Genomic DNA, 23,601 nt, shown 5'->3' on the forward strand with positions numbered 1-23,601 from the left:
GGACGCCAGCCCTGAGGGCCCACGGGCCTTTGTCGCTGGGCTCCCTGCCGGGCCTCGCTCAGTGGTGAGAACGGCTGAATGCGTCGAGGCGAACGAAGGGGATGGCTCGTCCGGCATCCCGGAAGGACGCTTCGCCACCGGACCCTTCGCCACCGTCCACCGGCAACCCCATGAATGCGCACAGGCGGCGAGCTGTCGCGGGATGCCTCCGGGCGTAGCGGGCCATCTCCTCACCGCCCTCCTCGGCCGGCAGGAAGCGGGCGGTGACGGCATGGTGACGGTTGCCGAACTGGATGACTGTCTTCGGCTGCGCACGAAGGTTTTGGTACCAGTCCGCTTTCGGGCCGAAGCCTGCTGCGACCGTCCAGCTCCCTTCGGAAGGTTCGTAGCGCACGACCTCCAGGACCACATGGCGATTCAGCCCGGTGACGCGGCCGGTGTGATGCAGCAGGAGCAGCCGCTTGCCGAAGACCGGCCCCAGTCCCGCGCGGAAGAGCAGGATCGGCAGCCGCGCGGCCAGGCGCCGCCATCCGGCCGGGAGTTGAGGGCGTACGGACCTCTCCGGGTGTCTGCGCGTCATCGTGTCCCTCTCGCGGATCGGGGAGTCAGCTCTCGGACTCGATTGGGTAAAGGCCTGGTGCGGGGATCCCCTCGTGCGACAAACCTTTGCATAGTCTAAAGGTGAAGGGGGAGGCACCCGGGAAGGGTGACCCCTCCAGGGCTGCCACACCGCTGGAGTACGTCGTGACCGCGAAGGAACAGCCGTCCGGGGGCACGGCTCTGTCCTGGATGCCGATCATGGTGATGGCCGCTGTGGCGGGTGTGGACGTCGTGGCCGGCCCGAGTGTCGGGTTGCTGCCGCTCGTGTCGCTGGGGCCGGCGTTCGCGGGCCTGGTGGGCGGCTGGCGGCGCACCGCGCTGATCGGCGTCGGGGCGTTGGTGCTGTGTGTCGGGCTCGGGCTGTACGACGGCCTGTTCGAGTCGCGGCGTGGATACACCGCGATGGCCTCTGTCGCGGGGGTGACGGGTGCCGGGATCGCAGCGGCCGTGATGCGCTCGCGCCGGGAGGCGGAGCTGGCGAGTGTGCAGCGCATCGCGGAGGTGGCGCAGCGAGTCCTGCTGCGTCCGGTGCCGCTGACCGCGGGACCGTTGCAGGCGGCGGTGTCGTACACCTCCGCCGTGGCGGAGGCGCGGATCGGCGGGGACCTGTACGAGGTGGTGGCCTCGCCGCACGGGATCCGGGTGATCGTGGGCGATGTTCAGGGCAAGGGGCTCGCCGCGGTGGAGACGGCCGCTTGGTGCTCGGCGCGTTCCGGGAAGCCGCCCACGACGAGCCCGACCTGACGGGACTGGGCGCGCGTCTGGAACGCAGTGTGGCCCGGGAGTTGGAGGGGGAGAAGTTCGTCACCGCGATCCTCGCCGAGATCGGCACCGACCACGAGGCCGTCTTCCTCAACTACGGCCATCCGGCCCCGATGCTCGTACGGCGCGACGGCACCGCCGACTTCCCCCAACCACCCTCGTACGCACTCCCGTTGGGGTTGGGCGCGCACGGGACGGACGCTCCCGAACCGTTCCGCGCGGGCTTCGCGCCCGGCGAGCAACTGCTGCTGTACACCGACGGCGTCACCGAAGCCCGCGATGACAGCGGCCGCTTCTACCCCCTCGGCGACCGCACGCATCTGCTGAAGGACCCGGACGCGCACCGCGCTCTGCGTGCCTTGCGGGACGACGTGGCGCAGCACGTGGCCGGACCCGCCCATGACGACGCGGCGATGATCCTGTTGCGCTACCACGGTCATGGACATGCTTACGAGCATGAGTAGGGAGTATCCGCCAAGGGTCAGTGAGCGAGCTGGAGTTTCGGCACGGTAGAAAGGGACGTATGCCGGAGCACGAGACCCGCCTGGAGACCACGGACGACGTCGACGCGGTCACGGGCGCGGTGCTGACCGCGTCACGCCTGCTGGTGGCGGTCTCCGCCCGCTCTCTGGCCGCGGTCGAGGAGCGGGTGACCTTGCCGCAGTTCCGGATGCTGGTCGTGTTGTCCACGCGGGGCGCCACGAAGCTGGTCGCGCTGGCCGACCATCTCCACGTCGCTCCCTCGACGGCGATGCGCATGGTGGACCGGCTGATCGCCGCCGGGCTCGCCGACAGGCAGACCAACCCCGGCAACCGCCGGGAGACCATGTTGCGGCTCACCGCGGAGGGGCGGCGCATCGTCGACGACGTCACCGCCCGGCGCCGCGCCGAGATCACCGCGATCGTCGAGCGACTCAGCCCCACCCAGCGGCTGGCGCTCGTCGAGGCCCTGAACGCCTTCAACGAGGCCGGCGGTGAACCACTGGCGCCGGCGCCGGACGATCCGGAACCGCACCCGCTGGGCTGGGCGGCCGACACTGCGATCGGACACGACGCCTGACGGTGTCGAGGTAACGATCAGTCTCCCATTCGGACCGCGCCTTTTTACCGGCGGCGCAGGTTTTGCATAATGCAAGGAAAACGTGAAGGCAGGTCCGGTGGGCGGAGCGAGCCGGCCGAGGGCGGCCGCGGTCGGTCCGCGGGAGGGCGGACGGCCGCGGAGCGGCGACGAGGATCGCGGGGAGTTGAGACGGACATGCGCCGACCGCATCGCCCTCGGCCCGCGGCGGAACCGCACCTGCTGAGCCAACTGCGCGCAGTGGTGTGGGGGCCCGCGGAGTTCGTCGGCCTGCCGCCTTGGTGGCTGACCGGGGAGGGCCTCCTTGCCGGGGTGCTCGCGGTGGGCGGCATCGTCGGCAGTGCGCTGGCGGGCGCCTGGTACGGGATCCCCGGGCTGGCGCACGGTGAGGCCGGCCTGGTGTGCGCCGCAGCGCTTGCTCTCTACCTCTGTGTGATGCGGGCCGGACGGGCGCTGATCGGCATCGTGGCTGTGCTCGGCATGTGCCTGGCCCTGCACGCGCCTCAGACGGCCGCGGGTGTGGTCCTGGCCGAGCGCGGGCGCGTCGAGTCCGTGGTGGTGACCTCGGTGCAGGACGCCGCGGGCGGCAGCCGTGCCCGCTACCTCTGCTCGGTGACCGACCGGTACGGGGTACCGCTCAAGGTCCGCATCTGGAGGGGCTGCGGTCACACGACGCGCCCCGGTGACGCGCTCGCCGTCGTGTACGACCCGAAGGGGCGGGTGTCTCCGCGAGGTGTGGAGAACGGGGGGTCCTGGCCGAAGCAACTGCGTGATCTGGCCGGATGGGCCGGCGCCCTGGTCACCGCATCTGTGATCGCGGTCGTGCGCTCCTATCGGCTCTCGCGCATCCGGCCCGACCCCCAGGACTCTCCGGGCCCCGCTGCGCAAGGCTGAACCGACTGCACCGCCGTTGGCCGAGCTCCTCACCTGGGCAGCGGATGCTCAGCGGGCGGCGTCGGACGGTACACAGCAGCGAAGCGGCAATCCGCGACGCCAGGTGCCCGCTGACGCTCACCCGATGGCCTTGACCACCGGTATGCAAACCTCGTTAAGGTGGCAACGAGTCGATCATGGTTTGTTGACATGCGGTCCAAGGTGATGGCGCGTCACTTACACGGGGGAAAGCGATGAGTTCCGACACAGGCGACATACGCCCTGTATCAGTACCGAACACGGGCCCGGATCCACGTGTCGCGTACCAGCTGCCGGCACCGGACACAGGCAGGGACGTTCGGGACATGGACCCAGCTCCCGGCGCCGACCCTGATCCGGGCGGCCTCTACGCCGACGGCAAACGCACGATGCCGGCGCCCGCATCCGGAACCTCGGGCTCAGGCCCTGCGAGCTCGCCCATCGCCGGGCCCGATCAGCCCGTGGACGTGCGCGACCTCGACCCCGCACCCGGCACCCACTCCGCGGGGCCCGCAAGCGGCGGAATCCAGACGATGTCGAGCGGCGGCAGCGGTGGTGTGCAGACCGCCGGCTTCAGCGGTGTCGACGATCCGGCGGCGCTGAACCGTGCCGGTGAGAACTCCAACCAGCTGGCCAGCCTGGTGCACTCCAACGGGGATGTCGGCGAGGACGCCGAGATGATGGCGGCTGTGGGGTCCCTCAGCGGCGACCTGTGGGGCGGCGATCTCGGCGTGACCCTGATGAGCACGCTGGAGAGCTGGGACAAGCAGGCCCGCCGTCTGGCCCGCACCTGCGGCGACATCGGCGACAAGTGCATCACGACCGCGCACAACCACGTCCGTACGGAGTCGGCGAACGAGTCCGAGATGAACGCCGTCCACGCCTCGCTGCCCGACTTCGACTGACAGGAACCTGCCATGAGCAGCATCGCCTACGAACAGCTCTACCACCTCGACGTCGCCTCGGTGAAAGCCGCCGCCGACCAGTGGGGCGATGTCATTCGCCGCTACGAACAGTGGGGCCAAGGGTTCGGTGACGGCGTCGTAAAGCCCTTCGACCAGGCCGGCTGGACCAGCATCGACGGAACCGCGGTGTTCGCCCGCGCTCAGGTCGCGGCCGCTGAGAAGGAGTTCGGGGACGCGGTCATCGAGGCGAAGGGCATCCGCGCCGTCCTGGAGGACGCCTACGAGGAGTTGCGCAAGTACAAGGAGGACCTGCACGAGCTGGCCGCCGCCGCAAAGCGCAACGGAGTGCGGATCAGTGGCACGGGTGAAGTCAGCCTGATCGATCCGGAGGAGGGCGGCGACCGGCGTCGCGGTCCCGGAGGAGTACTGCCGTCGCAGAACGAGGAAAGGATCCTGCAATGGCAGGCCCGTATCGTTCTCATCCTGACGGCCGCCGCGAACGCCGACCAGTCGGCCGCCATCGCCCTGAAGCGCAACACCGGCAAGGGCGGCGACGAAGGCTTCAACGACAAGACCGTCAAGTCCGTCGATCAGGACGAGTCACAGCGGGCCTCGAAGCTCCTGAAGAAGTACGAGAGCGGCGAGAAGCTCTCGCCCGCCGAACTGGGCGAGCTCGACCGGCTGATGGGCCACAACCAGAAGGACCCGGAGTTCAGCCGGATGGTCCTGGACGACCTCGGCCCCGAGGGCACGCTGCGTCTGGCACAGGACCTGGAGCACGAACGCTCCGGCGACGGCCCGAACAAGGACAAGTACAACAACATCCAGCACGCCCTCGCCAACAACATCGCCACCGCGAACAAGGACAAGGAGTTCTCGGACGAGTGGCGCAAGGACATGCGTGCACTCGGCGTCGAGCGAACCGGCGACGACGGCTCCCAGCCGTACGGCTACCAGACCCTGACCACCCTGCTCAAGCACGGTGACACCGCCGACTACCCGCCACGGCTCACCACCGGGCTCACCGACGACATCATCGCGGCCGAGAAGAAGCACCCGGACCTGTGGAACGAGTACGACCAGGCCAATGCCGGAGCCGACGTCGACGCCGTTCCCGTCATGGACCCGGTGGACGACATGCTCGGCATCATGAGCCGTGATCCGGACACGGCGACCGCGTACCTCGACCCGGGTGACGACGGAGGCAACAAGCGTCTGGAGTACCTGCTCAACAAGCGTGACTGGCCCGACCTGGAGGTCCGGGAGGTCTACCGCGGGCAGGAGCCGACCGGGAAGATCGACCACATCGACGCCTCCAACACGCGCGTCGGCCTCGGCAGCGTTCTACAAGCCGCGACAACCGGCGAGGAAGCGGGTCCCCCGCACACGGCCGGCCAGGCGCGCATCATGCGTGACACCGTCGAGCTGATGGACACCGCGCCGGGCCACGAGGAGATCAAGCCCAACCTGCGTCAACCGCTCGCGAACTGCCTCGCCGACTACACCAACGACACCCACGAGATCCTCTCGGGAGTCCAGGGCTCGTACACGCACGAGGCTCCCCAGGAGCACGGGCGAGGCGGCGACGGCCTGTTCGGCGACAGCAACGACGCCCACATGGCCCCCAACTCGGACAAGCTGATCCGCATGATGCGCGGGATCTCCGAGGACCCCGAGGCGTACGGCACGATGCACAAGGCCGAGACGGCGTACATCGCCAAGCAGATGGAGGACAACGGCGGCAACACCGCCGACTCCGTCCGGGAACCCGTCCGCAAGGGCGGCTCCGCTCTCGGCGCCTACGACGCCGTGCGCGAGGACGTCATCTACGACAAGCGGGACAGCGCCAACGCCCAGGAGGACTGGAAGGCCAAGACCATCTACCACGTGGGCGGCACTCCGGTGACCATGGTCCCGGGGATCGGCGACGCCGCGCAGCGCATGCTGGACGCCTGGACCTACGACATCTCCAACCAGGAGAAGGGCTACAACAACGACGCGGCTGCCGCCGAGGTCGCCGACCGAAGCCTCAAGTCCCAGCGGGAGATGCAGTTCCTCGTCGACGAATGGGCCAATGGGCCCGGCATGCCGGGCATGGACGACCCGTCCGTCAACGACCTGCAGTTCGACATGCGCAACGACCACACCACCGGCGAGAAGCTGGCCAACGACGCGATAGGCCGATGAACGACAACACTCCGCCCCGGGCGCCACGCCCCCGCCCCACACGCTTTCTCGTCGTAGCTGTGACCACTGTCGTCCTGGCCGGCGGAGGGGTGGTCGGCTGCACCCCCCTTGCAGGGGAGGGCAGTTCGGACTGTGAAAGTCTGCTGTCCGCGCCCATCCTTCAACGCTCCCTCGGTGACGCATACCGCGAGGACATGGACTGTGCAGCCCTGGGCCGGGCGATGAAGGACGCCACGACCGGGTCGGCTCCCGGACGCCACACGCTCCCCGAAGCCCGCGCCATGCAAGCGACCCTCGCCGCGGTCAACGAGGACATCGAAAAACGCCAAGAGCCCTCCATCCCCCCGGAACTTCGCGCCCCCCTGGCAGCCGCTCTGGTGGACTACGCCCAGGACACCTACGAGATACTCGCCGGTGTCAACGGCGAGTACACGCGCCGAGCGGACAGCGGCCCATGGCAGGACGGCGAGACCGTGCGCATGTCTGCGCACCCCGACGACTTCACCAACGTCGTACGCGCGGTGTCCGAGGATCCCTCCGCGTACGCCGACGTGCGAGCCGCGCATGTCCGCACATGCGCAACGCACCTGGCCGCGGTTCCCTCCCAGGCCACGGGCGCTGCCTACACCGGGCCTGCCCGCAGCTGCGCCGTCGGCCTCGGCCACTACGACGGAATCGGCGATGACATCCCGGAATCGCAGGCAGCAGCATGGCGCTCTGGTGTCCTGCAGCGCCTCAAAGCGACCGTCGACAGCCCCCCGCCCTACGAGGTGAACCGCGCGCAACACATCGCGGGCAGCTGGCAACAGGCGGTCATCGAGCAGGTCGACTCCGAGCGGACCCGGTTCCTCAAGGACGACAGCTCCCGAATCGTCGGCATCTGGGCCGGCGCACGAGGTGACGGCATCGACTCCAAGCAGGTGAACGACCTGGAGCTGACGGTCGTCGGGGATGCCAACTCCAGCGCGGTGGAGGCGGAGAAGAGCCTGCGATGCACCCGGCATCCAACGGAATGCGGATAGGCGGCAGTTGGCCTGAGTAGAGCGACCGTCACCTTCGTGTTCGAAGGTCAGCGATCAGCAGGCCTGTGTCAGGCCGCGGGGCCGCCGGTTACTTGGCGAATCGGACGAACGGCGGCGCCCCCGCGCGGGGTAGATGCCCCAGCTCGTTGGCGAGATGGCGGATCTTCTCGTCAGCCACCAGAACTTCGTCCTGGATCATGGTGACGCCCATGATGTAGGTGCCCTCGTCGATGTTGCAGTAGTAGAGGGCGCCTTGCTCGACATCGAAAACCACCCTGATGAGAATCCCTCCCGACAGGTGCTGCATGTAGACGTCGAGATTCTCGATCAGCCAGTCGAGTTGGCGTCCGGACCGCTCGTATGCCAGCCGGCGATCAGCACGGCTGCTGCGGCGGAAGTACGGGTTCAATGTCGCGGCTTCAAGCGCATCGACATGAAATCGGCAGCGGCCGTCGACGTAGTATCCGATGAATTGGAGATCTTGCGGGTCGAGTGCCTGCCGGCAATATTCCTCCACCTCTCGGTCGGCATCTTGATAATCGTCGAACCTGTGAACGGTCAGGACGCTGTCGACATTGAACTGCTCGACCTCCTTCGGGGCAGGTGACTGCCGAGTTGCCAGGAGGAGAGCTGATCCGTTTCTCGACACGACATGCGAATAGATGGCCAGCGTCAGGACGAGGATTCCGAGGAAGACGACTCCCCACGCCTTTGCCAGAGCGCTGCTTCCGTCGCCTGCGGAATCGACGACGTTCGCAGTGCCCACCCCGAAGGTTGCGAGCCCCGCAAGAAAGAGGCTTACGTCCAGGCTGGTGCGCAGGTTTCTGGAACTGCTTCGGATCACCAGCAACACCAGTGCTGCCAGTGAAATGACGCCGAGCACGATCAGCGCGCGGGCGAAGCTGTAGTTTTCACCTTTGATGTAGGCGATCAGTGCTTCCACGCTGATCGGAGCGATCACACCGGTTGCCAGGCCCACCATGGTCAGTCTCACGCGTGACTGCAAGGTGCCCCCCACCTCAGGTCCAACAAGCTGAACCAGTATGGAGGTTCACGGGACCCTCGAACAGGCGGAATGGCCGTTTCCGCGCCCAGGGGACAGCTGATGTCGGCTCTTGCTCGATCAAGCCGTGGCGGTTCCGGCTCGTCAGAGACCGGCAGGGTGACCGGACAACCAGGCGGCGTGCCGATCACGGAGTGCGTCGCGCTCGTCGGGGGTGGCCGCGATGACATCCGCGCCGCCGTCGTAGGGATGGTGGACGCGTCGAAGTTCCGTGTCGGTGATGAACACTTCGACGAGCGCCTCGTCGGCGACGGCGCGCAGCAGGTTGTCGACGCAGCCGTGTCGCCACTGGCGCCGATCGGCGTAGAGGCGAGTGTGGGTGTGGAACTCCGGGTCCGTGTCGTCCTGGTTCGATTCGGTCCACCAGAGGACGCTGTCGGGGTGGAGTTCCTGCCGTGGTGTCCCGTGGCCGGCGGGACCGGTCGGTGTGTACGACCAGTCCATGGTCACGACGAACACTTCCAGGCCCGTGAACAACTCGTCGAGGACCGTGTTGTACCGCTCCAGGACGATTCCGTACTCATCCGCCGACTCGGGGTAGCGCTTGGAGCCGGGAAGGCTGTGGAAGCGCACCCAGCGATCCGCATACATGCCGCGAAACGTGTGGGCGAGGGGCGGGCCCCACGGTCGTCGTTCCCGCCACAACGCTTCCAGCACCGTCGGCGCGACGCCAGCCGTCACCCGTCAGCCTTGGCGACGCCGATCGGGCAGGACACCCCCGTCCCGCCGAGCCTGTGCTGTCATGTGACCCGTTGGTCAGACGGCGACACCAGGTATGAGAGCCACGAGTCCTGAGAGGAAGCTGCCTGCAGCAGCGAGTGTGACGAGGGTGGCCTTGCCGTCTGAGAACAGTCCGGAGCAGAACTCGCGCACTCGGCGCCGGAGGATCAGCATCTTCAGTTTCTGCCACCGGTGTTGATGGATGTGGCAGCCCATGAGGATGCCGGTGGCGTTGTTGCGGCAACCGTCGGTTCGTCCTCTGACTGGGGCCCCGCAAGCAACTGGAGCTTGAAAGAAGGACCAGAGGAGAACCAATGCGGACAGGCTGATGATCACCGCCGGGCCTGCTGCTTCATTGATCCACGCGGCGATGAGTAAGGTGCCGGCCAAGATGCCCCACCACTGTCCTAAGCCGCCGAGTCGACTGCTTTTTGCCCCCGAAGCCGCCATGGTCGTAATCGTGGCTACGAACATGAGGAATCATGCGGCAAGTGGACGGTATGACTGAAAGTGGACTCCAGGGTGGCTGGAGCCGCGCAACCGAGTCAGCCCATCGACGCGCGGATCGGCTGTGCTGCCGTGTTGCCTGACAGTCGTTAGCACAGCCCGCTAAGACAGCTTGAGCCTGCAGACCTATTGGCCTGTCGCCTCCGGCGCGGGCGCGATCCCTGTCGGGCACGACGCTCCCCAGTTCGTCTCGAACGGGGTACTTAGCTTGACCCCCGTCCCGCCGATCCCGCAGTAGCCCGCAGGGTTCTTGTCCAGGTACTGCTGGTGATAGCCCTCGGCCGGGTAGAAGGGCCGGCCCTCTGCCGGGAGGATCTCCGTGGTGATCGTGCCGTAGCCGGAGCCTGTCAGGACCTTCTGGTACGACTCGCGGGCGGCCTCGGCCGCCTTCGCCTGGTCCGGGGTGTGGGTGTAGATCGCCGAGCGGTACTGGGTGCCCACGTCGTTGCCCTGGCGGAAGCCCTGCGTCGGGTCGTGCGACTCCCAGAACGTCTTCAGCAGGCTTTCGTACGAGATCACGCTCGGGTCGTAGACCACGCGCACGGCCTCCGTGTGGCCGGTCAGGCCCGAGCAGACCTCCTCGTAGGTGGGGTGCTCGGTGTAGCCGCCCTGGTAGCCCACGAGGGTCGTCCATACGCCCGCCGGGAGCTGCCAGAACTTGCGCTCGGCGCCCCAGAAGCAGCCCAGGCCGAAGTCGGCGATCTCCAGGCCCTCGGGGTAGGGGCCGACGAGCGCGTTGCCGAGGACCGTGTGGCGGTCGGGGACCGTGAAGGCCGGTTCCGGACGGCCCTTCAGCGCCTGCTCGGGGGTGGGCAGGACGGGCGTACGGCCGAAGAGCATGACGGTTCCTTCCTCGCGGGTCTCGCGGGTCTCGCAGACCGGGTGGCACGGCTGGCGGGCGGTTCGCGTCGACGGAGACACCTCCGCCCGGTGCTGACCCTTCAACGTCTCGCCGCGTTCGCACATTCCTCCTGGCCGTCGGCATGCCGGTCGGCCGGGCCGGGTCAGTGAGGCAGTGTCGCCGGGCTGCCGCCGTTCGCCTCGTAGCCCGCCACCGCCAGCGCGCGATAGACCGCGAACTCCGCCGCGGGGTCGGCGGACAGGGTCCAGGGCAGGGCGCCGACATGGCCGTCGACGTGTATGAGCTGGTTCATGGCCTCCGCCCAGCGCTCGCCGCGGACCAGGAAGAACAGCAGCAGATGCCGTACGTGCGCCAGCATCGGGTCGTCGGGGCGGGCGGCGTGCTCCGCGTACAGCGCGCCGTGGATCGCCTTCGTCACGACCTCGCTCTGGTAGAAGCCGCTGACCAGGTTCACCTCCGGCATGTGCTCGAAGACCGCGAAGAGCGGCATCGCCGACAGGAGGGAGCCCTGAGGCGCGCGGGCCGCCGCCGCTTCCGCGAAGTCGTACGCCAGCTGCCGTGAGCCGTGCCACTTCTCGCACCAGTAGTGCAGGGCCGCCAGGTGCGCGCCCATGTGGGCGGGGGCTCGGTCCAGGATCTTCAGCCAGAGCTGCTCGAACTCCGGGCGCGGGTAGGCCAGTCCACGGGCTACCGACAGCTCGACGATGTAGGGGATCGGGTCACCGGGAGCCAGCAGCGCCGCATCCGCGCACGCCGATCTCGCCTCCTCCATGATGATCCGGAACTCGTCCGTGCCCGGCGTCGCCGTGCGCCACGCCTGCTGCACCAGGAACTCCGCGTGGACGGCCGCCCCGCCCGCGTCCTTGGGCTGCTCGGTGCGCCACACCCGCAGCCACTGCCCGCCCGGGGCCTCGCTGACCCCGCCCGGCTTCTGCTGGAGCTCCAGCGACGCGGCGCCGGCGAAGGCCTGCACCCGCTGCCAGCGCAGCTCGCCCTCCGCCTGGGTGCCGGCCAGCAGCTGCGAGGCCGCGCGATAGTCCTGGGTGCGCTGCACCAGGTCGAGCACGTCCAGCAAATCCTGGTCGGGGCCGGGCATGCGGACGTCCAGCTCCTCCTGCCGTACGAAGCCGTAGTTCGCCGGGTCCGCGGCGTCCGGGTGGCCCGCCGGGACCTGCTCGATCATGCCCCGCCTGCGCCTCAGGAACGGCACCAGCACAAAGCCGAGCATGAGCAGCGCGATCAGGACCCAGAGAATCTCCATGCCTCCAGCGTTCCAGACGCCCCGGACAATTGGCCAACGAGGTGCGCGACCTGTGGAAAACGAGGCTGTGGAAAACCCGCCCGCACAGATCCGCGGCGGAGGCCGGCAGCGGAGGCCGACTGCGGAGGCCGGTCGCGGACGTCCGGTGCTTGCGGTGGATGGAAACTCCGTCGCCCGGCATCCGCCTCGTCGGCGCACTACGCTCGGTGCCCATGAGCGACAGGCATATCAGTCAGCACTTCGAGACCCTCGCGATCCACGCGGGCAATACCGCCGACCCCCTGACCGGCGCGGTCGTCCCGCCGATCTACCAGGTCTCGACCTACAAGCAGGACGGCGTCGGCGGGCTGCGCGGCGGCTACGAGTACAGCCGTAGCGCCAACCCGACCAGGACCGCCCTGGAGGAGAACCTCGCCGCCCTGGAGGGCGGTCGTCGCGGCCTCGCGTTCGCGTCCGGACTGGCGGCCGAGGACTGCCTGTTGCGTACGCTGCTCAGCCCCGGCGACCACGTGGTCATCCCCAACGACGCCTACGGCGGCACGTTCCGTCTCTTCGCCAAGGTCGTCTCCCGCTGGGGCGTGGAATGGTCGGTGGCCGACACCAGCGACCCCGCCGCGGTACGGGCCGCCGTCACACCGAAGACCAAGGCGGTCTGGGTGGAGACCCCCTCCAACCCGCTGCTCGGCATCACCGACATCGCGGCCGTGGCCCAGATCGCCCGGGACGCGGGCGCGAAGCTCGTCGTCGACAACACCTTCGCCACGCCCTACCTCCAGCAGCCGCTGTCCCTCGGCGCGGACGTCGTGGTGCACTCCCTGACCAAGTACATGGGCGGCCACTCGGACGTCGTCGGCGGCGCACTGATCGTCAGCGACCCCGATCTCGGTGAGGAACTGGCCTTCCACCAGAACGCGATGGGCGCGGTCGCCGGGCCCTTCGACTCCTGGCTGGTGCTGCGCGGCACCAAGACGCTGTCGGTGCGCATGGACCGGCACAGCGAGAACGCCACCAAGATCGCCGACATGCTCACCCGGCACGCGCGCGTGACCAGCGTTCTCTACCCGGGCCTGCCCGAGCACCCCGGGCACGAGGTCGCCGCCAAGCAGATGAGGACGTTCGGCGGCATGGTGTCTTTCCAGGTCACCGGCGGCGAGGAGGCGGCCGTCGAGGTCTGCAACCGGGCCAAGGTGTTCACGCTCGGCGAGTCCCTGGGGGGCGTCGAGTCCCTCATCGAGCACCCGGGTCGCATGACGCACGCGTCGACGGCCGGCTCCGCCCTGGAGGTGCCCGCCGACCTCGTCCGGCTCTCCGTGGGCATCGAGAACGTCGACGACCTCCTGGAGGACCTCCAGCAGGCCCTCGGCTAGGACACGGCTCAGGCCCTTCGGACGGGGCTCACCAGCCGGTCAGCGGTGGAGTCGTCTCCGACGGCGGCTCCACCCAAGGGCGGGCCAGCACGGCCCACACCACGAACGCCACGGACGCGGCGAACAGCAGCAGCCACATCAGCCGTACGGCGGCGGTCCTGCGGCGCAGCATGCGCCCGCCGCGCCGCACGGCCTCCCCGAACAGCTCCGGCGGCACGGACGGCGGTGTGCGATCCATGATCCGCCGCGCGGCGGCTTCCCGTTCGCTGCGATTCACGGCGCCACCGCCTTCGCTCCCAGCACGGGCCGTGCGGGCCCTCGCGGCGGATGCAGCAGGGTCGCCGTCGCCCGGTCGCAGATCGCGTGGACGCGCTCCCTGGGCAGGCCGAGCAGCGCCGCGACCTGTTCCTCGGCGACGCCCTCGTACAGCCTCAGGACGAGGATCAGGCGTTCCTGCGGGGAGAGACCGGCGAGCGGGCTGTCGGGGTGCGGGCGGGACCGGCCGAGGGTGCCCAGGCCGCCGTACTGATGCCAGGCGGTCCTGGCGAAGCGGGTGGCCAGGTGCTGGCGGGCGCGATCGTAGGGGTCCTCGCCGCGCAGCCGGTGCCAGGACGCGTACGTGTGCGCGAGGGACAGCGTCAGCAGGCGCCGCGCGCGCGGGTTGACGTCCGGGGGCTCCGCGGTGAGCAGCGTGGCGGCATGCAGCAGCCGCCCTGCCGCGCCCGCGACGAACGCCTCGAATTCCCGGGCTCGGCGGGCGTCCTCGGCCGCACGCCGTCGTCCCACCGCCCCTCCCGCCTGAACACGCCTGCACACGTCTTGCGGAACCGGCCCGGCCACCCGCGTGACGCGTCACTCGCGCAGATGAGGAGGGCCCGGTTTCATATGAGGACAGCGACGGCCCAAGGTCAAGACTTGCGACCCGATCGGCGGCCCCGGGACAGGGGCGGCGGCGCGGCGTCAGGAGGCCGGCGACTCCGCGCCCGAGATCCCCTGGGCCGCCATGCGCGAGGAGAGCGCGACATTGAAGCGGGTGAGGAGCGTGCAGAACGCCTCGCGCTCCTCCGGGGCCCAGTCCTCGGTCAGCTCGGCCATCAACTGACGCCGCGACGAGCGCACTTCCTCCAGTCGCGACTGCCCGCGCGGGGAGAGCTGGAGCACCACCGCCCGCCCGTCCTCCGGGTGCGAGGTCCGCTTCACGAGCCCCGTGTCGACGAGCGGCGCGACCTGCCGGGTGACCGTCGACGAGTCGATCCCCATGCTCGCGGCGAGCGCCTTGACGCCCATAGGGCCTTCCTTGTCGAGGCGATTGAGCAGCAGGTATGCGGCGCGGTCCATGGAGTTGCGCACCTGCCCGACGCCGCCGAGCCGGGTCTGTTCGGCACGACGGGCGAACACCGCCACCTCGTGCTGAAGCGTGTCGAGGAGACCGCTGTCAGCGACGGTCGTCATGTCCATCGACATTTCAGGTGTTGTGGGCATGGCCGGGGGCTCACTTCATGAAGGGGGTGCTGGGTTGGGGGACAGGGTACGCGGCCGGGCCGCGGGGTGTACCGGCGCTGCGCAAACCCATCTCGGTGCTTGGTCACACCAGGGCCTCGCGCCTGTGAACTGCGAGACTTGAGTCATGAGCTACAGCACGGCTGACTCCTTGCCTCCCGTCACGCTCGACGACGTGCGCGGCGCCCAGAAGATGCTCTCTGGCGTGGCACGGGTGACGGCGATGGAGGGCAGCAGGCACCTCACCCAGTTGGTGGGCGCGCCCGTGCACCTCAAGTGCGAGAACCTCCAGCGCACGGGATCGTTCAAGCTGCGCGGCGCCTACGTACGGATCGCCGGACTGCTCCCGGAGGAGCGGGCCGCGGGCGTCGTGGCCGCCAGCGCCGGCAACCACGCGCAGGGCGTCGCCCTCGCGTCGTCGCTGCTCGGCGTGCGGTCGACGGTGTTCATGCCGAAGGGCGCCCCGCTGCCGAAGATCAGCGCCACCAAGGACTACGGCGCTCAGGTGCGCCTGCACGGCCAGGTGGTCGACGAGACGCTCGCCGCGGCGCAGGAGTACGCGGCCGAGACGGGCGCGGTGTTCATCCACCCCTTCGATCATCCCGACATCATCGCGGGCCAGGGCACCGTGGGCCTGGAGCTCCTGGAGCAGTGCCCGGAGGTGCGGACGATCGTCGTCGGCATCGGTGGGGGAGGGCTCGCGGCGGGTATCGCGATGGCGGTGAAGTCGCTGCGGCCCGACGTGCGCATCGTGGGCGTGCAGGCGGCGGGCGCCGCGGCCTACCCGCCCTCGCTCGCGGCCGGGCACCCGGTCGCCGTCGACAACCCGGCGACGATGGCCGACGGCATCAAGGTCGGCCGGCCCGGTGACGTGCCGTTCCGGATCATCGGCGACTTGGTGGACGAGGTCCGCACGGTCTCCGAGGACGAGCTGGCCACCGCCCTGCTGCTGTGCCTGGAGCGGGCCAAGCTGGTCGTCGAGCCCGCCGGCGCGAGCCCGGTGGCCGCCCTGTTGAGCGACCCCGGCGCTTTCGAGGGACCGGTCGTCGCGGTGCTGTCCGGCGGCAACGTCGATCCTGTGCTGCTCCAGCGTGTCCTGCGGCACGGCATGGCCGCGCAGGGCCGCTACCTGGCCGTCCGGCTGCGGCTGACGGACCGGCCCGGTGCGCTCGCCACGCTTCTCGGGGTGTTGTCGGCGGTGGACGCCAACGTCCTCGACGTCAGCCATGTCCGGACCGACCCACGGCTCGGGCTCGCGGAGGCGGAGGTCGAGCTGCACCTGGAGACGAAGGGGCCGGCGCACTGCGTCGAGGTCGGCCATGCCCTCCGCGAGGCGGGTTACACCGTCATCGACTGAGTCGTGAGGCGGGTGGAAGCTCAGCTCGGAGGCCCCTTGTCACTCGTTCGGGCAAATCCATTGAGGGACGCGATACATCGCGTTATGGTGTGTTCGTAAATTCCGCCATGAGTGGAATGAAAAGTGCAAACCTAGGCTTCCCGAAGTTTCCCCGACGACGTGGAGATTCATATGCCAGGCGCCATCTATGCCGAAGGCCTGGTGAAGACCTTCGGTGACGTAAGGGCACTGGACGGCGTCGACCTCGATGTCCCCGAGGGCACGGTCCTCGGCCTGCTCGGGCCGAACGGCGCGGGCAAGACGACGGCCGTCCGCTGTCTGACGACCCTGCTGCGCCCCGACAGCGGCTCGGCGGTCGTCGCGGGCGTCGACGTCCTCAAGCATCCCGACGCGGTACGCCGCTCCATCGGCCTGTCCGGCCAGTTCGCGGCGGTCGACGAGTACCTCACCGGCCGCGAGAACCTTCAAATGGTCGGCCAGCTCTACCAGATGAAGGCCAGGACGGCGAAGTCGCGCGCGGGCGAGCTGCTGGAGCAGTTCGACCTCGCCGACGCCGCCGACCGCCCCACCAAGACCTACTCCGGAGGCATGCGCCGCCGCCTCGACCTCGCGGCGGCCCTGGTGGTCTCCCCGCCCGTGATGTTCATGGACGAGCCGACGACCGGCCTCGACCCACGCAACCGCCAGCTGCTGTGGGAGGTCATCAAGCGCCTCGTCTCCAGCGGCACGACACTGCTGCTCACCACCCAGTACCTCGAAGAAGCCGATCACCTCGCGCACGAGATCGCGGTCGTCGATCACGGCAGAGTCATCGCCAAGGGCACCTCCGACCAGCTCAAGGCCCGCACCGGCGGAGAGCGCGTCGAGGTCGTCGTCCACGAGCGCGACGAGATCCAGGCCGCCTCGGAAGTGCTGCGCGGCTTCGGCAAGGGCGACACCACCGTCGAGGAGCACATGCGCAAGCTCACCGTGCCGGTGACCGGCGGCGCCAAGCTGCTCGCCGAGGTCATCCGTGAGCTCGACACCCGCGGCATCGAGATCGACGACATCGGCCTGCGCCGCCCGACCCTCGACGACGTGTTCCTGTCCCTGACGGGACACGTGGCCGAGGTCAAGGGCGAGGAGAACGGCAAGGGGAACGGCAAGGAGGCCGTCAAGAAATGAGCGCTCTCACCGACGCCGTGCGCGTCGCGCCGGCCTCGAACCCGGTCAGCCAGTCCGTCCGGGACTCGATGGTGGTCGCCAAGAGGAATCTGATCCGCATGTCCCGGATTCCCGAGATGATCATCTATGGCCTGATCCAGCCGATCATGTTCGTAGTGCTGTTCACCTATGTCTTCGGCGGATCCATGCAGATCGGCAGCAGCACCAGCGCCGTCGACTACAAGAACTTCCTGATGGCGGGCATCTTCGCGCAGACCGTCACCTTCGCCACCGCGAGCTCCGGTGCGGGCATCGCCGACGACATGCACAAGGGGCTCATCGACCGGTTCCGCTCCCTGCCGATGGCCAGAGGCGCGGTGCTCACCGGGCGTACCTTCGCCGACCTCGTCCAGACCGCCCTGACCCTGGTCGTCCTGGCCGTGGTCGCCCTGCTGGTCGGCTGGCGCGTCGGATCGGACGGCAGCACCAACGCGGGCAGGGTGCTGGGGGCCTTCGGACTGCTGCTCCTGCTCGGGTACGCGTTCACCTGGATCGGCGCACTGATCGGCATGTCCGTGCGGACCCCCGAGGCCGCTACGTCCAGCGGGCTGATCTGGCTCTTCCCGGTCACCTTCATCTCGAACGCGTTCGTGGACACCAGCCATATGACCCCATGGCTACGGCACATCGCCGAATGGAATCCCTTCAGCGCGACCGTGCAGGCATGCAGAGTGCTGTTCGCCAACCCCGGTCAGTCGGCGTCGGACGCCTGGCCCATGCAGCACCCGGTGTGGGCCTCGCTGATCTACTCGGTCCTGATCATCGTGGTCTTCCGCACCCTGGCGGTACGGAAGTACCGCTCGGCCACGGCATGACAGAGCCCCCGGTGCCGGGTGGGCGCCGGGGGCTTGTCGAGGTCTGTCGGGCGGGGCCGCCGTGCGAGGTGGGTCAGCCGCTGTAGGGCTCGGCCTTGAGGATCTTCACCGAGGCCGTCTTGCCGTTCGGCAGCTCGTACTCCGCGTCCTCGCCGACCTTGTGGCCGATCACGCCGGAGCCCAGCGGGGACTGCGGCGAGTAGGTCTCGATGTCGGAGCTGGCGTACTCGCGCGAGGCGAGCAGGAAGGTCAGGGTGTCGTCCTCGTCACCGTCGAAGGCGATCGTCACGACCATGCCGGGCGCCACAGCACCGTCCGCCGACGCCGGCGCCTCGCCGACCTGGGCGTTCTCCAGGAGCTGGGTCAGCTGGCGTACTCGGAGCTCCTGCTTGCCCTGCTCCTCCTTGGCCGCGTGGTACCCGCCGTTCTCGCGCAGGTCGCCCTCCTCGCGCGCGGCCGCGATCTTGGCGGCGATCTCCGTGCGCGCAGGACCAGACAGGTACTCCAGCTCGGCCCTGAGCTGGTTGTACGCCTCCTGGGTCAGCCAGGTGACGTTCTCGCTGGTCTGGGTCACAGGTGCTCCTCGTAGGTACTGGGAATACAAAGCATCGCCCTACCCAGAAGGATGTTCCCTCACGGAAGGGCGAAACCACGAGCCTAACAATTCAATGGCCGAAGGGGGAGGACATAAGCCACCAAGATTGCATCAATGCAGGTCAGCGCCTATGCATTCTGAGCGAAGGTGGTCGGTGTCGACCAGTCTCGATCGCTTCCGGTCGACCGGGTCAGTCGGCGTGGCAGCCGAGCAGTTCGGCGGTCGTCCCCTGGGACGTCGTCCGCAGGCTGACGACCTTGTCGAGGCGGGTCGCGTCGCCGTCGAAGCGGAAGTCGGCGCGGCCGACCTCGGCGCCGTTCTCGGCCTGGGAGCGCAGTGTGCAGTAGCCCGAGGCGCCGGCGTCCTTGCGGACCTCGAGGTGGACCTTCACCGAGTCCTCGGCCGCCTTGAAGCCGATCACCTCGGCGCTGATCTTGTTCTGGCCGACGTAGTGGTAGCCGAAGTACCCGACCAGTGCCAGCAGCGCCGCACCGAGCACCGCGCCGACGACCTTGAGCTTGCGGTCCGCGCGCGCGTCCGAGGAACGGCCGTAGCGGCCCTCGGGCAGCCGCGTGCTCGCCGTACTCATGATCGTCCTCCTGGCCGGAGCGGGACGGATGTCCCAAAAGAAGGTCTCCGGGCCGTACCCCGGAATTATCCGCCCCCCGATTCGGTCACTATAGAAGCCGCCGATCGCGCCGGTGCACACCGGGCGCCGACTTACGAGGATTGAGTCTTGACTGACCAGCTGCGACTGATGGCCGTCCACGCCCACCCCGACGACGAGTCGAGCAAGGGCGCGGCGACCATGGCGAAGTACGTGTCCGAGGGGGTGGACGTGCTGGTCGTGACCTGCACGGGCGGGGAGCGCGGCTCCATCCTCAATCCGAAGCTCCAGGGCGACAAGTACATCGAGGAGCACATCCACGAGGTACGCAAGAAGGAGATGGACGAGGCTCGCGAGATCCTCGGCGTCAAGCAGGAGTGGCTCGGCTTCGTCGACTCCGGGCTGCCCGAGGGTGACCCGCTGCCGCCGCTGCCGGGGGGCTGCTTCGCCCTGGAGGACGTCGACAAGGCGGCCGGTGAGCTGGTGAAGCAGATCCGTCGCTTCCGTCCGCAGGTGATCACCACCTACGACGAGAACGGCGGCTACCCGCACCCCGACCACATCATGACCCACAAGATCTCGATGGTGGCCTTCGAGGGGGCGGCGGACACCGAGAAGTATCCGGAGGCGGAGTACGGGCCCGCGTACCGGCCGCTGAAGCTCTACTACAACCAGGGCTTCAACCGTCCCCGCACCGAGGCCCTGCACCAGGCGATGCTGGATCGCGGCCTGGAGTCGCCGTACGGGGACTGGCTCAAGCGCTGGGACGAGTTCGGGATGAAGCAGCGCACCCTCACCACGCATGTGCCGTGCGGCGACTTCTTCGAGATCCGCGACAAGGCCCTGATCGCGCACGCCACCCAGATCGACCCCGACGGCGGCTGGTTCCGGGTCCCGTTGGAGGTCCAGAAGGAGGTCTGGCCGACCGAGGAGTACGAGCTGGCGAAGGCCCTCGTCGATACGTCCCTCCCCGAGGACGACCTCTTTGCGGGCATCCGCGACAATGCCTGACATGAGCGCAAGCGCAAGCCTGGCAATGACACAGCTCGCCACCCTCGCCAAGGAGGTGGACGAGGACAAGGTCACCCCCGGCGTCCTCGGCTTCATCGTCTTCGCGGTGATGGCCCTGGCGGTGTGGGGCCTGATGAAGTCCATGAACCGCCACATGAGCAGGGTCGACTTCAAGGAGCCCGCGGAGCCGCAGACGGACGCCGGGGGCTCCGCGGGTCCGCAGGACTCCCTGGGCTCCCAGGAGTCCCAGGGCTCCGCGGCGACCGGGACGACGCCGGGCAAGTCGCAGTAGGTGGGCTCAGGTGGCCTAGGGGCGGAGGCGGGCGAGGCGGGTCGCCGGGGCAGTGCCGGGTCGCCGATGCCACAGTCATGACCTCCCTCGCATGGCGATTCGGCGCCGCGCTGAGCCGCTATGCCGATCACCGGGCCTCCGGCCTCCGGCTACGGTGCGGGACAGCTGGGCCGGCTCGCAGCGCGGTGGCCTGCTGCGTCCGCACGTTCCCGGCGTCTGCCCGCGACCGCCGGCTCCGGGCCCCCTCTCGCCTCGCCATGCGTGACGCGTGCCCGCTGGAAACGCGGCCCGCCTGCGTCATCAGCCGCTGAAGCCGCAGCTGTCCGGGTCTGCCTCCGTCGGGGGCGGCCGACGGTCCTCGGCGTGGTGGTGGGGCGCAGGTAGGTGGGACGACGAGCTGACCGCTCCCTCTTCGAAGGTGCGGGTTCGAGCCTTCGACTCCTCGACGGTTGCCGGTGCTCCCGGCGTTCCAGGGCGTCACGAGCAACCGAACCTTGGCCGTGCACCGGACCCCGGCCGCGCATCGGGCCCTGGCCTGCACCGGGACCGGCCGCGCACCGGGAGCCAGGCGCGCACCTTTCCGTGCCCGCCACCATCGCGTCCAGCCGGGCGGAGCTGCCACTCGGTCCTCTTGCTCCGTGTCTCCGCCGGAGGCGGCCGTACCCCGTCCCCGGCCCCATCCCCCTCGCCGCCCCGGCGTAGCTGCCACTCGGGCACCTCCGCCCCCTTCGCGCCTCCGCCGAACTGCCGCAGCCCTCCTGGACGCGGCGCAGCGGCCACTCGGGCCCCCTCCGCCCGGTGCATCCGCTTCCGCCCGAGCGACTGAATCCCCTCGCCGGTCCGGTGCAGCAGCCACGCGGGCCCCTTCCCCCTGGGGGCCTCCGCTTCCGCCCGAGCGACCGAATCCCCTCGCCGGTCCGGTGCAGCAGCCACGCGGGCCCCCGCGCCTCCGCTGGACCTGCCGTACCCCACCCCACCCCCCGCGGTAGCAGATCGCCCTCGGGCGGCTCGTGCTGTGGGGTGTTGGGGCGGAACACCGGATTCAGCCATGGGGTGTGGGGGTGAGAGGCGGTTGGGGGCGGGCCTTGCGGGCCGGGTGTGGGCGATCGCCGGGTGGTCTGGTGCGGGGCGCCGACGCGGGGCATCGCCGTGGCGACCAGCGGGGCGGCGTGCGCGCACGGGGTGCCGGGGGAGGAGGGCGCATGGGAGCGGCGGGGCGGGGGCGGCGTACGCGGGGCGTGGTCGGGGCCCGGATGCAGGGTGCCGTATAGGCCAGATATAGCCCGCGAACACACGCTCGACTCATCCGAACGGATGGGGGAGAGATGCCGGAGCGTGGGGAAGAGATGCCGGAGCAGTCCAGGCAGGTGGCGCTGGTGACCGGGGGGTCGCGGGGGATCGGGCGGGCGGTTGCCACCCGGCTCGCGAACGACGGTTTCGACGTCGCGATCTGCTATCGGTCCGACGAGAGCGCGGCCGAGCAGGTCGCCAAGGAGATCCAGGCGGCGGGCCGCCGGGTGCTGACCCGGCGCGTGGACGTCGCCGACCGCGTCGGGGTGCGGGCCTTCGTCGCCGATGTCGAGTCGGGCCTCGGCCCGGTGACGGCGGTCGTGACGTCCGCCGGTATCACCCGCGACCGGCCGCTGGCGCTGATGCAGGACGACGAGTGGGACTCCGTGCTGCGCACCAACCTCGACGGGACCTACAACCTGCTGCGCTCCGTGGTCAGGTCGATGATCCGCCGCCGCGAGGGCACCGTGGTGACGCTGTCCTCGGTGGCCGGCGTGGTCGGCAACGCCGGGCAGACCAACTATTCGGCGTCGAAGGCGGGCATCATCGGCCTCACCCAGGCGCTGGCCAAGGAGTTCGGCCGGTACGGCGTGCGGGCCAATGCGGTCGCCCCCGGGTTCATCGACACCGAGATGGTCGCCGGAGTCCCCGAGTCGGTCGCCAAGGACGCCATGGGCCGCATCCCGCTCGCGCGTTTCGGCACCCCCGACGAGGTCGCCTCCCTCGTCTCCTATCTGGTCTCGCCGCAGGCCGCGTACATCACCGGCCAGGTGGTGCGGATCGACGGCGGCATGGCGCTGTGACCGGGCCGGGGATCTGGTTCCGGCGCTATCGGGGCGCGGTGGCGCCGCGCGTGCGCCTGGTGTGCTTCCCGCACGCCGGCGGCAACGCCCGCCTCTTCCACGGCTGGGCGCCCCGGCTGCCCGCCGATGTCGAACTCCTCGCGGTGCGTTACCCGGGCCGCCAGGAGCGCATGGACGAGCCGTGCGTCGAGACGATGGACGAGATGGCCGGCCGGGTCTCCGAGGCGCTCGACCCCGAACGCGACCTGCCGCTGGTCCTGTTCGGCCACAGCATGGGCGCGGCGGTGGCCTACGAGGTCGCCGTACGCCTGGAGGGCCCGGCGGCCGAGGGGCCCGGACCGGCTCTGCTGCTGCTCTCCGGCCGTAGCGCGCCGCACCGCGGCAGGTCCACCGCGCTGCACCGGGCGGCGGACGACGTGCTGGTGGCGGGCGTGACCCGGCTGGGCACCCTCGGTGGCGACGCCTACGCCGTACCGGAGTTGCGGGAGCTGCTGCTGCCGGTGCTGCGGGCCGACTACCGGCTCATCGAGACGTACGACAGGCAGACTCCGCCCGTGCTGCGGGCCCCGGTGGTGGCGTACCTCGGCGATCGCGACCCGGGAGTCACCCGGCCGGGCATCGAGGCCTGGTCGGAGCTGACCGAGGGCGAGTTCATGGTGCGCTCCTTTCCGGGCGACCACTTCTACCTCGCGCCCCGGGAGGCGGAGCTGACCGCGGACATCGCGCAGCGGCTGGCCCGCCTGCCGGTGGCCGGGCACGCCCAGAGGGTGTTGTGAAGGTCCCGCACAGCACCCGCGCGCCCGGCACGCGCCGAGGGCACGCGACGGACACCGCGGGCACCGCACAGGACTCTCACCACACCCCCTGGCCGGCGCCCCGTAC

24 protein-coding genes and 1 pseudogene are annotated in these 23,601 nt (G+C 69.5%); 14 read left to right on the top strand and 11 right to left on the bottom strand.

Annotated features, from left to right (window positions below; translation table 11 throughout):
- Positions 1 to 58 precede the first annotated feature (58 nt).
- Positions 59 to 580, bottom strand: coding sequence for a nitroreductase family deazaflavin-dependent oxidoreductase (locus tag ACHBTE_RS33265; protein WP_394729011.1), 522 nt, complete (start codon positions 578 to 580; stop codon positions 59 to 61).
- A 209-nt stretch (positions 581 to 789) separates the two neighbouring features.
- Between ACHBTE_RS33265 and ACHBTE_RS33270 the strand changes: the two are divergent.
- The 6 genes and pseudogenes from ACHBTE_RS33270 to ACHBTE_RS33295 all read left to right on the top strand — a co-directional run bounded on the left by ACHBTE_RS33270 (position 790) and on the right by ACHBTE_RS33295 (position 7,466).
- Positions 790 to 1,826 (top strand): annotated as a pseudogene (locus tag ACHBTE_RS33270) (PP2C family protein-serine/threonine phosphatase).
- A 59-nt stretch (positions 1,827 to 1,885) separates the two neighbouring features.
- Positions 1,886 to 2,422, top strand: a complete 537-nt coding sequence (locus ACHBTE_RS33275; protein WP_394729013.1) for a MarR family winged helix-turn-helix transcriptional regulator — start codon at positions 1,886 to 1,888, stop codon at positions 2,420 to 2,422.
- A gap of 195 nt (positions 2,423 to 2,617) precedes the next feature.
- Entirely contained in the window at positions 2,618 to 3,334 is a 717-nt protein-coding gene (locus tag ACHBTE_RS33280) for a hypothetical protein (RefSeq protein WP_394729015.1), read from the top strand.
- Positions 3,335 to 3,678: 344 nt separating this feature from the next.
- Positions 3,679 to 4,257 (top strand): hypothetical protein, encoded by a 579-nt coding sequence (locus tag ACHBTE_RS33285; RefSeq protein ID WP_394729017.1) that lies wholly within the window; start codon positions 3,679 to 3,681, stop codon positions 4,255 to 4,257.
- Between the two features lie 12 nt (positions 4,258 to 4,269).
- Positions 4,270 to 6,444, top strand: a complete 2,175-nt coding sequence (locus ACHBTE_RS33290) for a hypothetical protein (protein ID WP_394729019.1) — start codon at positions 4,270 to 4,272, stop codon at positions 6,442 to 6,444.
- 194 nt (positions 6,445 to 6,638) lie between these two features.
- Positions 6,639 to 7,466, top strand: coding sequence for a hypothetical protein (locus ACHBTE_RS33295; protein WP_394729021.1), 828 nt, complete (start codon positions 6,639 to 6,641; stop codon positions 7,464 to 7,466).
- 88 nt (positions 7,467 to 7,554) lie between these two features.
- Here the strand turns inward: ACHBTE_RS33295 and ACHBTE_RS33300 are convergent, their stop codons facing one another.
- From ACHBTE_RS33300 to ACHBTE_RS33320, 5 genes are all read right to left on the bottom strand, one after another.
- Positions 7,555 to 8,460 (bottom strand): hypothetical protein, encoded by a 906-nt coding sequence (locus ACHBTE_RS33300; protein WP_394729023.1) that lies wholly within the window; start codon positions 8,458 to 8,460, stop codon positions 7,555 to 7,557.
- A gap of 153 nt (positions 8,461 to 8,613) precedes the next feature.
- The gene (locus tag ACHBTE_RS33305; RefSeq protein ID WP_394729025.1) at positions 8,614 to 9,120 is read right to left on the bottom strand and encodes a hypothetical protein; all 507 of its coding nucleotides are present in this window, start codon (positions 9,118 to 9,120) and stop codon (positions 8,614 to 8,616) included.
- A gap of 165 nt (positions 9,121 to 9,285) precedes the next feature.
- Positions 9,286 to 9,699, bottom strand: coding sequence for a hypothetical protein (locus ACHBTE_RS33310; RefSeq protein WP_394729027.1), 414 nt, complete (start codon positions 9,697 to 9,699; stop codon positions 9,286 to 9,288).
- Between the two features lie 183 nt (positions 9,700 to 9,882).
- Positions 9,883 to 10,596 carry a peptide-methionine (S)-S-oxide reductase MsrA gene (msrA, locus tag ACHBTE_RS33315; RefSeq protein ID WP_394729029.1) on the bottom strand — a complete coding sequence of 238 codons (714 nt, stop codon included), beginning with the start codon at positions 10,594 to 10,596 and terminating at the stop codon, positions 9,883 to 9,885.
- Positions 10,597 to 10,760: 164 nt separating this feature from the next.
- Positions 10,761 to 11,879: a hypothetical protein gene (locus ACHBTE_RS33320; RefSeq protein ID WP_394729031.1), complete on the bottom strand. Its 1,119-nt coding sequence runs from the start codon at positions 11,877 to 11,879 to the stop codon at positions 10,761 to 10,763.
- Positions 11,880 to 12,091: 212 nt separating this feature from the next.
- On the opposite strand from ACHBTE_RS33320, the gene ACHBTE_RS33325 reads away from it, so the two are divergent.
- Complete coding sequence (locus tag ACHBTE_RS33325) at positions 12,092 to 13,246, top strand: cystathionine gamma-synthase (protein WP_394729033.1); 1,155 nt, start codon at positions 12,092 to 12,094, stop codon at positions 13,244 to 13,246.
- Positions 13,247 to 13,274: 28 nt separating this feature from the next.
- Here the strand turns inward: ACHBTE_RS33325 and ACHBTE_RS33330 are convergent, their stop codons facing one another.
- The 3 genes from ACHBTE_RS33330 to ACHBTE_RS33340 form a co-directional block, all read right to left on the bottom strand.
- Complete coding sequence (locus tag ACHBTE_RS33330; protein ID WP_394729035.1) at positions 13,275 to 13,523, bottom strand: hypothetical protein; 249 nt, start codon at positions 13,521 to 13,523, stop codon at positions 13,275 to 13,277.
- On the bottom strand, positions 13,520 to 14,032 hold the full coding sequence (locus ACHBTE_RS33335) for a sigma factor-like helix-turn-helix DNA-binding protein (RefSeq protein ID WP_394729037.1): 513 nt from the start codon (positions 14,030 to 14,032) through the stop codon (positions 13,520 to 13,522). The genes ACHBTE_RS33330 and ACHBTE_RS33335 overlap by 4 nt, the downstream gene beginning before the upstream one ends.
- Before the next feature lie 174 nt (positions 14,033 to 14,206).
- Positions 14,207 to 14,710, bottom strand: coding sequence for a MarR family winged helix-turn-helix transcriptional regulator (locus ACHBTE_RS33340; RefSeq protein ID WP_394729076.1), 504 nt, complete (start codon positions 14,708 to 14,710; stop codon positions 14,207 to 14,209).
- Positions 14,711 to 14,873: 163 nt separating this feature from the next.
- On the opposite strand from ACHBTE_RS33340, the gene ilvA reads away from it, so the two are divergent.
- The 3 genes from ilvA to ACHBTE_RS33355 all read left to right on the top strand — a co-directional run bounded on the left by ilvA (position 14,874) and on the right by ACHBTE_RS33355 (position 18,121).
- Positions 14,874 to 16,103, top strand: a complete 1,230-nt coding sequence (gene ilvA, locus ACHBTE_RS33345; RefSeq protein WP_394729039.1) for a threonine ammonia-lyase — start codon at positions 14,874 to 14,876, stop codon at positions 16,101 to 16,103.
- Positions 16,104 to 16,274: 171 nt separating this feature from the next.
- Positions 16,275 to 17,267, top strand: a complete 993-nt coding sequence (locus tag ACHBTE_RS33350; RefSeq protein WP_394729041.1) for an ATP-binding cassette domain-containing protein — start codon at positions 16,275 to 16,277, stop codon at positions 17,265 to 17,267.
- A complete protein-coding gene (locus ACHBTE_RS33355) occupies positions 17,264 to 18,121 on the top strand; it encodes an ABC transporter permease (RefSeq protein ID WP_394729043.1) in 858 nt (285 codons plus the stop codon). Before ACHBTE_RS33350 ends, ACHBTE_RS33355 begins: the two co-directional genes overlap by 4 nt.
- A 73-nt stretch (positions 18,122 to 18,194) precedes the next feature.
- On the opposite strand, the gene greA is transcribed toward ACHBTE_RS33355, so the two are convergent.
- Together greA and ACHBTE_RS33365 are read right to left on the bottom strand one after the other, a co-directional pair.
- On the bottom strand, positions 18,195 to 18,695 hold the full coding sequence (gene greA, locus ACHBTE_RS33360) for a transcription elongation factor GreA (RefSeq protein ID WP_394729045.1): 501 nt from the start codon (positions 18,693 to 18,695) through the stop codon (positions 18,195 to 18,197).
- A gap of 211 nt (positions 18,696 to 18,906) precedes the next feature.
- Positions 18,907 to 19,305, bottom strand: coding sequence for a DUF4307 domain-containing protein (locus ACHBTE_RS33365; RefSeq protein ID WP_394729047.1), 399 nt, complete (start codon positions 19,303 to 19,305; stop codon positions 18,907 to 18,909).
- A 168-nt stretch (positions 19,306 to 19,473) separates the two neighbouring features.
- On the opposite strand from ACHBTE_RS33365, the gene mca reads away from it, so the two are divergent.
- From mca to ACHBTE_RS33385, 4 genes are all read left to right on the top strand, one after another.
- Positions 19,474 to 20,334, top strand: coding sequence for a mycothiol conjugate amidase Mca (gene mca, locus ACHBTE_RS33370; RefSeq protein ID WP_394729078.1), 861 nt, complete (start codon positions 19,474 to 19,476; stop codon positions 20,332 to 20,334).
- Positions 20,327 to 20,626, top strand: a complete 300-nt coding sequence (locus ACHBTE_RS33375) for a hypothetical protein (RefSeq protein ID WP_394729049.1) — start codon at positions 20,327 to 20,329, stop codon at positions 20,624 to 20,626. The genes mca and ACHBTE_RS33375 overlap by 8 nt, the downstream gene beginning before the upstream one ends.
- A gap of 1,346 nt (positions 20,627 to 21,972) precedes the next feature.
- On the top strand, positions 21,973 to 22,719 hold the full coding sequence (gene fabG, locus ACHBTE_RS33380) for a 3-oxoacyl-[acyl-carrier-protein] reductase (protein ID WP_394729080.1): 747 nt from the start codon (positions 21,973 to 21,975) through the stop codon (positions 22,717 to 22,719).
- Complete coding sequence (locus ACHBTE_RS33385; protein WP_394729051.1) at positions 22,716 to 23,495, top strand: thioesterase II family protein; 780 nt, start codon at positions 22,716 to 22,718, stop codon at positions 23,493 to 23,495. Before fabG ends, ACHBTE_RS33385 begins: the two co-directional genes overlap by 4 nt.
- Positions 23,496 to 23,601: the final 106 nt, after the last annotated feature.

It is taken from the genome of Streptomyces sp. M41 (assembly GCF_043673425.1).
Lineage (GTDB): Bacteria > Actinomycetota > Actinomycetes > Streptomycetales > Streptomycetaceae > Streptomyces.

What these genes read in the sequence shown, in the direction of transcription:
- ACHBTE_RS33265 (WP_394729011.1), bottom strand. Translation starts at nt 580, where the DNA reads ATGACGCGCAGACACCCGGAGAGGTCCGTACGCCCTCAACTCCCGGCC.
- ACHBTE_RS33275 (WP_394729013.1), top strand. Translation starts at nt 1,886, where the DNA reads ATGCCGGAGCACGAGACCCGCCTGGAGACCACGGACGACGTCGACGCG.
- ACHBTE_RS33280 (WP_394729015.1), top strand. Translation starts at nt 2,618, where the DNA reads ATGCGCCGACCGCATCGCCCTCGGCCCGCGGCGGAACCGCACCTGCTG.
- ACHBTE_RS33285 (WP_394729017.1), top strand. Translation starts at nt 3,679, where the DNA reads ATGGACCCAGCTCCCGGCGCCGACCCTGATCCGGGCGGCCTCTACGCC.
- ACHBTE_RS33290 (WP_394729019.1), top strand. Translation starts at nt 4,270, where the DNA reads ATGAGCAGCATCGCCTACGAACAGCTCTACCACCTCGACGTCGCCTCG.
- ACHBTE_RS33295 (WP_394729021.1), top strand. Translation starts at nt 6,639, where the DNA reads ATGGACTGTGCAGCCCTGGGCCGGGCGATGAAGGACGCCACGACCGGG.
- ACHBTE_RS33305 (WP_394729025.1), bottom strand. Translation starts at nt 9,120, where the DNA reads ATGTATGCGGATCGCTGGGTGCGCTTCCACAGCCTTCCCGGCTCCAAG.
- ACHBTE_RS33310 (WP_394729027.1), bottom strand. Translation starts at nt 9,699, where the DNA reads ATGGCGGCTTCGGGGGCAAAAAGCAGTCGACTCGGCGGCTTAGGACAG.
- msrA (WP_394729029.1), bottom strand. Translation starts at nt 10,596, where the DNA reads ATGCTCTTCGGCCGTACGCCCGTCCTGCCCACCCCCGAGCAGGCGCTG.
- ACHBTE_RS33320 (WP_394729031.1), bottom strand. Translation starts at nt 11,879, where the DNA reads ATGGAGATTCTCTGGGTCCTGATCGCGCTGCTCATGCTCGGCTTTGTG.
- ACHBTE_RS33325 (WP_394729033.1), top strand. Translation starts at nt 12,092, where the DNA reads ATGAGCGACAGGCATATCAGTCAGCACTTCGAGACCCTCGCGATCCAC.
- ACHBTE_RS33340 (WP_394729076.1), bottom strand. Translation starts at nt 14,710, where the DNA reads ATGTCGATGGACATGACGACCGTCGCTGACAGCGGTCTCCTCGACACG.
- ilvA (WP_394729039.1), top strand. Translation starts at nt 14,874, where the DNA reads ATGAGCTACAGCACGGCTGACTCCTTGCCTCCCGTCACGCTCGACGAC.
- ACHBTE_RS33350 (WP_394729041.1), top strand. Translation starts at nt 16,275, where the DNA reads ATGCCAGGCGCCATCTATGCCGAAGGCCTGGTGAAGACCTTCGGTGAC.
- ACHBTE_RS33355 (WP_394729043.1), top strand. Translation starts at nt 17,264, where the DNA reads ATGAGCGCTCTCACCGACGCCGTGCGCGTCGCGCCGGCCTCGAACCCG.
- ACHBTE_RS33365 (WP_394729047.1), bottom strand. Translation starts at nt 19,305, where the DNA reads ATGAGTACGGCGAGCACGCGGCTGCCCGAGGGCCGCTACGGCCGTTCC.
- mca (WP_394729078.1), top strand. Translation starts at nt 19,474, where the DNA reads ATGGCCGTCCACGCCCACCCCGACGACGAGTCGAGCAAGGGCGCGGCG.
- ACHBTE_RS33375 (WP_394729049.1), top strand. Translation starts at nt 20,327, where the DNA reads ATGCCTGACATGAGCGCAAGCGCAAGCCTGGCAATGACACAGCTCGCC.
- fabG (WP_394729080.1), top strand. Translation starts at nt 21,973, where the DNA reads ATGCCGGAGCAGTCCAGGCAGGTGGCGCTGGTGACCGGGGGGTCGCGG.